Source organism: Streptomyces sp. NPDC031466 (assembly GCF_055581265.1).
Window position 1 is genome coordinate 117,759 of record NZ_JBVIJT010000009.1, and the last position, 8,057, is coordinate 125,815.

Annotated in this window: 8 protein-coding genes and 1 pseudogene; 5 read left to right on the forward strand and 4 right to left on the reverse strand. The window is 71.9% G+C overall.

The window, feature by feature from the left end:
• The first annotated feature begins 392 nt into the window (after positions 1 to 392).
• The gene (locus tag ACZ5GP_RS23090; RefSeq protein ID WP_468752636.1) at positions 393 to 977 is read left to right on the forward strand and encodes a suppressor of fused domain protein; all 585 of its coding nucleotides are present in this window, start codon (positions 393 to 395) and stop codon (positions 975 to 977) included.
• Between the two features lie 18 nt (positions 978 to 995).
• Here ACZ5GP_RS23090 and ACZ5GP_RS23095 read toward each other — a convergent pair whose 3' ends face one another.
• Positions 996 to 2,252 carry an MFS transporter gene (locus ACZ5GP_RS23095; protein WP_468752637.1) on the reverse strand — a complete coding sequence of 419 codons (1,257 nt, stop codon included), beginning with the start codon at positions 2,250 to 2,252 and terminating at the stop codon, positions 996 to 998.
• A gap of 163 nt (positions 2,253 to 2,415) precedes the next feature.
• Here ACZ5GP_RS23095 and ACZ5GP_RS23100 point away from each other — a divergent pair, with 163 nt between their 5' ends.
• The 3 genes from ACZ5GP_RS23100 (at position 2,416) to ACZ5GP_RS23110 (ending at position 4,859) form a co-directional block, all read left to right on the forward strand.
• Positions 2,416 to 3,057 (forward strand): DUF6758 family protein, encoded by a 642-nt coding sequence (locus tag ACZ5GP_RS23100; RefSeq protein ID WP_468752638.1) that lies wholly within the window; start codon positions 2,416 to 2,418, stop codon positions 3,055 to 3,057.
• 179 nt (positions 3,058 to 3,236) lie between these two features.
• Positions 3,237 to 4,103, forward strand: a complete 867-nt coding sequence (locus ACZ5GP_RS23105) for a PHP domain-containing protein (RefSeq protein ID WP_468752639.1) — start codon at positions 3,237 to 3,239, stop codon at positions 4,101 to 4,103.
• A 150-nt stretch (positions 4,104 to 4,253) separates the two neighbouring features.
• The gene (locus ACZ5GP_RS23110) at positions 4,254 to 4,859 is read left to right on the forward strand and encodes a MarC family protein (protein WP_358696709.1); all 606 of its coding nucleotides are present in this window, start codon (positions 4,254 to 4,256) and stop codon (positions 4,857 to 4,859) included.
• 77 nt (positions 4,860 to 4,936) lie between these two features.
• Here ACZ5GP_RS23110 and ACZ5GP_RS23115 read toward each other — a convergent pair whose 3' ends face one another.
• Entirely contained in the window at positions 4,937 to 5,089 is a 153-nt protein-coding gene (locus tag ACZ5GP_RS23115; protein ID WP_164551819.1) for a hypothetical protein, read from the reverse strand.
• Positions 5,090 to 5,329: 240 nt separating this feature from the next.
• Between ACZ5GP_RS23115 and ACZ5GP_RS23120 the strand changes: the two genes are divergently transcribed.
• Positions 5,330 to 6,271 carry an NYN domain-containing protein gene (locus ACZ5GP_RS23120; RefSeq protein ID WP_468752640.1) on the forward strand — a complete coding sequence of 314 codons (942 nt, stop codon included), beginning with the start codon at positions 5,330 to 5,332 and terminating at the stop codon, positions 6,269 to 6,271.
• Between the two features lie 36 nt (positions 6,272 to 6,307).
• Here ACZ5GP_RS23120 and ACZ5GP_RS23125 read toward each other — a convergent pair whose 3' ends face one another.
• Both ACZ5GP_RS23125 and ACZ5GP_RS23130 read right to left on the reverse strand, forming a co-directional pair.
• Positions 6,308 to 7,231: an alpha/beta fold hydrolase gene (locus ACZ5GP_RS23125; protein WP_468752641.1), complete on the reverse strand. Its 924-nt coding sequence runs from the start codon at positions 7,229 to 7,231 to the stop codon at positions 6,308 to 6,310.
• Between the two features lie 325 nt (positions 7,232 to 7,556).
• Positions 7,557 to 8,057: pseudogene (locus ACZ5GP_RS23130) on the reverse strand (DEAD/DEAH box helicase); the annotation flags it as partial.

Sequence of the window (8,057 nt, forward strand, 5' to 3'; positions counted from 1 at the left end):
ACGCGGTGGCAGCTTCGCTACTGACACAGATCAGGGAACTCAGACAGATCAGGTGGAAACGAAGTGCTCTTCCGTCGCACACGGCACGGACACCGCTTGGGGTGCGCGTGTGTGTGCTCCTGCAGCTACGGGGCTGCGTGATTCAGCGGGCGGAAGAGCGGGTGGTACTGCACGGTCGACTTCGGTCCATTGCAGCCCCACCTCCTCCGGCCGGTCCCCCGTAAGGGAAGTCCCATGCGCCCCTCGCACCCGTGGCGCGAAGTCAGTGTCTGTGCTCAGGGCTTGAAAGCGACGCTTCTGCGTGCTGCCCTGGGCCAGCGGCCAACACTATCAGCCGACCGCGGTGTCAAGTCCCCGCTTTGCCCATCACTGACGAGTTCTATGCTCATGTCATGGCTGATGTTCTTGCGCTGGTCGAGGCCCGTCTCCGTACCGGCCTGGGGGAACCGGACGCGCGCGCCGCGGTGACCTTCCTCGGCACCGACCGCGTCGAAGTGCTGCGGTTCACGGACGGCGATGTGGTCCGCTACGCCACGCTCGGCATGTCCGCCCAGCCGATGGCCGATCCGACGGCCGCGCTCGCCGACCCGGTCAAGGGTCCGCGCGCCGAACTGGTGCTCTCCGTACGGGCGGGGCTCGCCGACACGGACAAGGTGCTGCGTCCCCTCGCGGTGCTCGCGGCCTCGCCGCAGGTGGAGGGCCTCGTCGTGGCGCCCGGTGCCTCGCTGGACGTGGGCGACCCGCTGTGGCCGGGCGCGCCCTTCACCTCGGTCCTCGTCGCGGAGCCCGGCGGTCTGGTGGAGGATCTCGACCTGGACGACCCGATGGACCCCGTCCGGTTCCTGCCGCTGCTGCCGATGACGCCGAACGAGGCGGCGTGGAAGCGGGTGCACGGCGCGGCGGCCCTCCAGGAGCGCTGGCTGAGCAGCGGGACGGACCTGCGCGATCCACTGCGCAAGTCCGTGTCCCTGGACTGAGGTTCCCCACGAAGGACCTCAGTCGGCGAAGACGGTGACGCCGTCCTCGGTGGCGTGCTTCGGCTCCAGTTCCTCGGCCTCGTGGGCCAGGGAGGTGCGGCGTACCCAGACCACACCCGCGCCGAGTACCGCCGTGACGGCGGCGACCACGAACGGCATGTGGATGTCGCTCCACTCCTCGATCTTCGGCGCGAAGAACGGCGCGGCGGCCGCGGCGAACCACCGCACGAAGTTGTAGCCCGCGCTGGCCACCGGCCGCGGCGCGTCGGAGACGCCGAGGGCCAGCTCGGTGTAGACGGTGTTGTTCACCCCGATGAAGGCGCCGGACAGGATCGTGCAGACGACGGCCGTGGCGTGGTTGCCGTAGCCGAGCACCAGGACGTCCGCGGCGAGCAGGACCAGCGAACCGCCGAGCACCTTCAGCGACCCGAGCCGCTCCTGGAGCCGGGGCGCGACGAGCACCGAGAAGACGGCGAGCAGCACGCCCCAGGCGAAGAAGACCGCGCCGGACTTGTACGGGCTCATGTCCAGCACGAACGGCGTGAAGGCCAGCACGGTGAAGAACGTGTAGTTGTAGAAGAACGCGGAGACCGCCGCCGAGGCGAGACCGCCGTGGCCGAGGGCCTTGAGCGGGTCGAGCAGGGACGTCTTCCGCGCGGGCTTCGGCTGCTCCTTGAGGAACGCCGTGATGCACAGGAACCCGATGGCCATCAGCACCGCGGTGCCGAAGAACGGGTAGCGCCAGCTGGCGTCGCCGAGCAGGGCGCCGACCAGTGGCCCGCAGGCCATGCCGAGGCCGAGCGCCGACTCGTACAGCAGGATCGCGGCCGCGCTGCCCCCGGCCGCGGCGCCGACGATGACGGCCAGCGCGGTCGACACGAAGAGGGCGTTGCCGAGCCCCCAGCCCGCGCGGAACCCGACCAGCTCGCCGACCGAGCCCGAGGTGCCGGACAGGCCCGCGAAGACGACGACGAGCGCGAGGCCGAGGAGCAGTGTCTTCTTGCCGCCGACGCGGCTGGAGACGTAGCCGGTCACCAGCATGGCGAGGGCGGTGATCAGGAAGTACGAGGTGAACAGGAGGGAGACCTGGCCGGCGCTCGCGTCCAGGCCCTCGGCGATGGAGGGCAGGATCGGGTCGACGAGCCCGATGCCCATGAAGGCGACGACGGAGGCGCCCGCGGTGGCCCACACCGCCTTCGGCTGCCGCAGGAGGCCGCCGGCCCCGGTGTCGAACGGGTCCCCTTCGGCGGGGCCTCCCGTGCTGCTGCTGTTCATGCGGCCGCTCCTTCACTGCGTCCGGAGAGTTCGTTGACGTATGCACATATTAAGTTAGGGAGGCTAAAGAGTGCAAGCTACATCTAATTTTCCCCGATGACGGGGCCACCGGACGGGTGATCGTCCTTGACGGGGCGACGAGCGGAGAGGACCGTTGGTCGTTATGAGGGGCGAACCCAGTTGCCCGAAGTGTGGTGGCCGGGTCAGGGCTCCCGGCCTCTTTGCCGACTCCTGGCAGTGCGACGTGGACGGCACCGTGCATCCGCTGCAGCCCGTGATCCCGCCCAGCGTCGAGGCCCTCCAGGTCGTCGTGCACCGCGCGCAGGTCCCGGTGTGGATGCCGTGGCCCCTGCCGGTGGGCTGGTTGTTCACGGGCGTGGCCTGCGCGGGGGACGACCGCAGCGGCGGCCGGGCCACCGCCGTGGCCTGCTCGGGGCCCGCGCCGCTCGGCGGCGTCGGGGAGCTGGTCCTGGTCGCCGAGGAACTGGGCGTCGGCCTCGGCGCGCGGTACGCCGGCGTCGACGGCCCCGACCCCGGCCCCTACATGAGCGTCGACAAACCGCCGCACGCCAAGGTGCACGCCGCCGGGCGGCCGACACCGCTGTGGCATGTGTCGGGGACGCCGGACGACCGCGCCGTGTTCGCGGGAGAGGCGCGGGGCCTGTGGCTGTGGGCCATCGCGTGGCCGGAGCAGTCGGGGCTCCTCATGTACGACGAGCTGGTGCTGACCGACCTGCGGGACGCGGGCGCGGAGGTGGACCTGCTCCCGTGCGGGGCGCTCTCCCCGCGGCTGCTCACGCCGTGAGGCGCTGCCGCCCGGAGCTTCGCGCGCAGTGAGCGCGGTGGGTGCCCCCTGAGGGCGCACTGTCCGGCGCCCGCCGCTAGGTGAGCGAGGCCTCTTTCGGGTCGGGAGGGGGAGCGTTCGATTCCCGTTATCCTTGGACGTCCCCTTCGTCCGCCCCGTCAGAGCCTGGAGTCAGCGCCGTGCGCATCGATCTGCACACTCACTCCACCGCCTCCGACGGCACGGACACCCCGGCCGAGCTGGTGCGCAACGCGTCGGCCGCCGGTCTCGACGTCGTCGCGCTGACCGACCACGACACGACGCGCGGGTACGCGGAGGCGATCGCCGCCCTGCCGCCCGGCCTGACCCTCGTCACCGGCGCCGAACTCTCCTGCCGACTCGACGGCGTGGGCCTGCACATGCTGGCGTACCTCTTCGACCCCGACGAGCCGGAACTGGCCCGCGAGCGCGAGCTGGTGCGCGACGACCGGGTGCCGCGCGCGAAGGCCATGGTCGGCAGGCTCCAGCGGCTCGGCACCGACGTGACCTGGGAACAGGTCGCCCGCATCGCGGGTGACGGCTCGGTCGGCCGCCCGCACATCGCCGAGGCACTCGTCGAGCTGGGCGTCGTGCCCACCGTCTCCGACGCCTTCACGCCCGAGTGGCTCGCCGACGGCGGCCGCGCGTACGCCCAGAAGCACGAGCTGGACCCCTTCGAGGCGATCCGCCTGGTCAAGGCGGCCGGCGGCGTCACCGTCTTCGCGCACCCCGCCGCGGTCAAGCGCGGCCAGGTGGTGCCCGAGGACGCGATAGCCGCACTCGCCGCGGCGGGCCTGGACGGCGTCGAGGTCGATCACATGGACCACGCCCCCGAGACCCGCACCCGGCTGCGCGGCCTCGCGGCGGACCTCGGCCTGCTGGTCACCGGCTCCAGCGACTACCACGGCAGCCGCAAGACCTGCGTGCTCGGCGAGTTCACCACCGACCCCGAGATCTACGGCGAGATCACCCGCCGCGCCACCGGGGCGTTCCCCGTGCCCGGCGCGGGCGGAAGCCCGGCCGCGTAACGCCCGCGCCTGTACGCGCCCGGCCCCACGCCCGCCCCCGCCCCACCCTCCGCTGCACCGTTCCGCTGTTCCGGGCCGGTGGCCGCCGCGCCCTGCGCTCGGCGACCTCCGGTGCGGCTCCTTCGTACGACTCTCCGCAAGGCCATCACTGTGTTCGACGTCGCCGTCTTCGGCTCCCTCTTCCTCACCCTCTTCGTGATCATGGACCCCCCGGGGATCACCCCGATCTTCCTCGGCCTGACCGCGGGCCGGCCCGCCAAGGTGCAGCAGCGGATGGCCTTCCAGGCCGTCTGCGTCGCCTTCGGCGTGATCGCCGTCTTCGGCGTCGTGGGCCACCAGATCCTCGACTACCTGCATGTCTCCGTCCCCGCGCTGATGATCGCGGGCGGCCTCCTGCTGTTGCTCATCGCGCTCGACCTGCTCACCGGCAAGACGGACGAGCCGAAGCAGACCAAGGACGTCAATGTCGCGCTCGTGCCGCTCGGCATGCCGCTGCTCGCCGGGCCCGGTGCGATCGTCTCGGTGATCCTGGCGGTCCAGGACGCCGACAGCATCGGCACGCAGATCTCCGTCTGGTCGGCGATCGTGGCCATGCACGTGGTGCTGTGGCTGGTGATGCGGTACTCGCTGCTGATCATCCGGGTCATCAAGGACGGCGGCGTGGTGCTCGTGACGCGGCTCGCGGGCATGATGCTCTCCGCGATCGCGGTGCAGCAGATCATCAACGGCGTGACGCAGGTGATCAACGGGAGCTGAGGCGCCGGCCCGACCCGGGCGCGGACACACGAAGGGCCCCCGTACGGCTTGCGTACGGGGGCCCTGCGACGTCTGCGTTACGAGGCCGAGGAGTCGGCCGGGCGGATGTAGATCCGCTGGCCGATCGCTGCGGCCTGCTGCACGATCCGGTTGACGGAGGCGGCGTCCACGACGGTACTGTCCACGGCGTTGCCGTCGACGTCGTCGAGTCGCATGATTTCGAAGCGCATATGGCTTCTCCCTTCGTCTGGTCATCCTCCTGGAGGAGAACTACTGGGGTCGGTCGGGCCTGCTGCCCGTCCCGTCAAGTGAGGGTCGCGTGGCTACAGTGCCCCGCGTTCCTGATGGGTACAACGAGTTGCCCCCTGCAAACATTCCCTACGCTAAGGAAATTTTTCGAGTACCTAATTACCCGCCGGTAGCGGCACCGTTTGTGTTCGCTGTGTGACCAGCGGGAGACTGGGTTCCCTATGGACGACGTCGAACACAGAACCGCCGGCACCGCCGACCCCGCCGCTCACGTGGCGGAACACATCAGCGCCCAGCTGGAGCGCGCCAACGCGCTGCTCGCCCGCGTGCTCGCCGAGGTGGCGAAGACACCGTCGACGCACGCGATCTTCGTCGACGCCGGGTACCTGTACGCGGCCGCGGGCCGGCTCGCCGCCGGGACCGAGGACCGGCGGTCCTTCGACCTCGACGCCCAGGGCCTTATCGACGCGCTCATCGACAAGGCCCGCACGATCTTCGCGGACAGCCGCCTGCTGCGCGTCTACTGGTACGACGGGGCCAGGCGCCGCATCCACACCGCCGAGCAGCAGTCGATCGCCGAACTGCCCGACGTCAAGGTCCGGCTCGGCAACCTCAACGCCAACAACCAGCAGAAGGGCGTCGACTCCCTCATCCGCAGCGATCTGGAGTCACTGGCCCGACACCGCGCCATCAGCGACGCGGCGCTCATCGGCGGCGACGAGGACCTCGTGTCGGCGGTCGAGGCGGCGCAGGGGTACGGGGCGCGGGTGCACCTGTGGGGCATCGAGGCGCCCGACGGGCGCAACCAGGCGGAGCCACTGCTGTGGGAGGTCGACAGCCAGCGGACGTTCGACCTGGACTTCTTCAAGCCGTACGTGTCGCGGCGCGCCGTCCTCGCGTACGAGTCGGGGGCCTCCCCGCAGCGGCCCTCCCGCGAGGACGTCCGCTTCGTCGGCGCGCAGATCGCCGCGAAGTGGCTGGCGGCGCGGGGGCGCGAGGCGCTGGTCGGGCTGCTGCCCGGCCATCCGTACCTGCCCGGCTCGGTGGACCAGGAGCTGCTGGTGGAGGCGGAGCGGCTGCTGGAGTACTCGCTGCGGGGGCAGTCCGAGCTGCGCAGGGCCCTGCGGGACGGGTTCTGGGAGCACTTGCGTACGCAGTACTGAGGGTCGCCCCTGGGGGGGGTGTCAGCCGGGCCCGGGTCAGCCGTCCCGGCGTGGGGTGAGGCTGTCCCAGAAGGCGATCAGGGCCGCGGCCGTTTCCTCGGGGCGGTCCGTGTTGGGGGAGTGCTCGGCGCCGTGGATCACCGTGCGGTGGGCGTCCAGGCGGCGGGCCATGTCGTCCAGGAGCGGCACGGGCCAGGTGTCGTCGCGCTCGCCCGAGATCACGTGCTTGGGCAGCGGGACGGCGGCCAGCTCGGCCACCCGGTCCGGCTCCATGGAGAGCTGTCTGCCGGTGGCGATGAGCTGGGCGGGGTTGTGGCGCAGCCAGCGGGCGCGCAGGGCCTCGCTGTCGTCCCCGCCGTCCGTTCTGGCACCGCCGGTGTCCGCGTCCTGCGGGGGCGGCGGCTCCATGGCCCGCATCGCCTCCCACACCACCTCCATCGACAGTTGCGTGAGGGCGTCCGCCAGCATCTTGGCGCGGGTCCGCTGGGCCGGGACGATCGCGGCGGGCCCGGAGGACATCAGGGTGAGGGAGGCGAAGGCGCCGGGGGCCAGGAGGACGGCGGCGCGGGCGATCTGGCCGCCGAGGGAGTGGCCGAGGAGGTGGGGCTTCGCCCCCGCCGCCTGTGACGGGGCCGCCGTCTCCGGCAGGACCGCCGCCTGCGCCAGGACGTCCTGGGCCAACTCCGCCTGCGCGTACGCCGATTCGTCGTCGGGGCCGGACGTCTCGTACTGGCCGCGGCCGTCCACGGCGACGGCACGGTAGCCGGCGGCGGCCAGAGGTGCCAGGAGGACGATGAAGTCCTCCTTGCTGCCGGTGAAGCCGGGGAGCAGGAGAGCGGTTCCGCTGACTTCGGTGCCGGCGGGCGGGAGCGCGTCGAGGACGGCGAAGTCACCGCGGGCGGTGTGGAGGGTGCGCCGGGTCGCGCAGGGGGGTGGAGTGAAGGTGGGAGGCCTGCTCATGGGTCGAGGCTAACGGGTTCGGGCCCCTGGGCCTCGGGCGGGATTCGGGGGGCCCGGAGTCTTTGCGGCCGTGCCGCGTCGCTCCGTGAGTGGTAGCCCCGGGGTACGGAGTGGTGTCTCACCGCTTCGCGGCGGGATCCCCTGCCACCCGCCCGTTGCTCCGGGTCGGGCCGGGGGCGAGGTGCTTCACCGATTCGCGGCGGGTTACCGCCCGCCCATTGCTCTGCGTCGGGTGGCTGATGGGGGCGGTGCCGGAACTTCTCCGGGATGGGCGAAGGCCCGCCCCGGGTGGGGGCGGGCCTTCGTATGCCGGGGAGGGTGGGCGTCAGCTGTCCGCCGTCTCCACCGACTCCGCCTTCTTACGCGTGCGTCGACGCGGCGCCGGGGCCTCGGCCTCGGGCGCATCCGTCGCGGGTGCGGCGGCCGTCGCCTTGCGCGTACGGCGACGCGGCTTCGGCTCCTCCGTCGACTGGGCGGGGATCTCCGCCACGGTGGCCGTCTCCGTGACGGTTTCCGCGGTCTTGCGGGTGCGTCGCTTGGGCTTGTCCGCTGCCGGGGCCTCGGCTACGGGTGCCTCGGCAGTGGCGGTGGTGGCCTTGCGGGTGCGTCGCTTGGGCTTCTCCTCCGCCGGGGCCTCCGCTACGGGTGCCTCGGCTTCGGCGGCTGGCGCGGTGGCCTTGCGGGTGCGGCGCTTCGGCTTCTCCTCGGCCGGTGCGGCCGTGGCTTCCGCCTCCGTGACGGTTTCCGCGGTCTTGCGGGTGCGTCGCTTGGGCTTGTCCGCTGCCGGGGCCTCGGCTACGGGTGCCTCGGCAGTGGCGGTGGTGGC

Bases quoted from the DNA above. Each gene is read 5' to 3' on its own strand.
- ACZ5GP_RS23090 (WP_468752636.1), top strand. From the start codon at position 393: ATGGCTGATGTTCTTGCGCTGGTCGAGGCCCGTCTCCGTACCGGCCTG.
- ACZ5GP_RS23100 (WP_468752638.1), top strand. From the start codon at position 2,416: ATGAGGGGCGAACCCAGTTGCCCGAAGTGTGGTGGCCGGGTCAGGGCT.
- ACZ5GP_RS23125 (WP_468752641.1), bottom strand. From the start codon at position 7,231: ATGAGCAGGCCTCCCACCTTCACTCCACCCCCCTGCGCGACCCGGCGC.
- ACZ5GP_RS23115 (WP_164551819.1), bottom strand. From the start codon at position 5,089: ATGCGCTTCGAAATCATGCGACTCGACGACGTCGACGGCAACGCCGTG.
- ACZ5GP_RS23095 (WP_468752637.1), bottom strand. From the start codon at position 2,252: ATGAACAGCAGCAGCACGGGAGGCCCCGCCGAAGGGGACCCGTTCGAC.
- ACZ5GP_RS23120 (WP_468752640.1), top strand. From the start codon at position 5,330: ATGGACGACGTCGAACACAGAACCGCCGGCACCGCCGACCCCGCCGCT.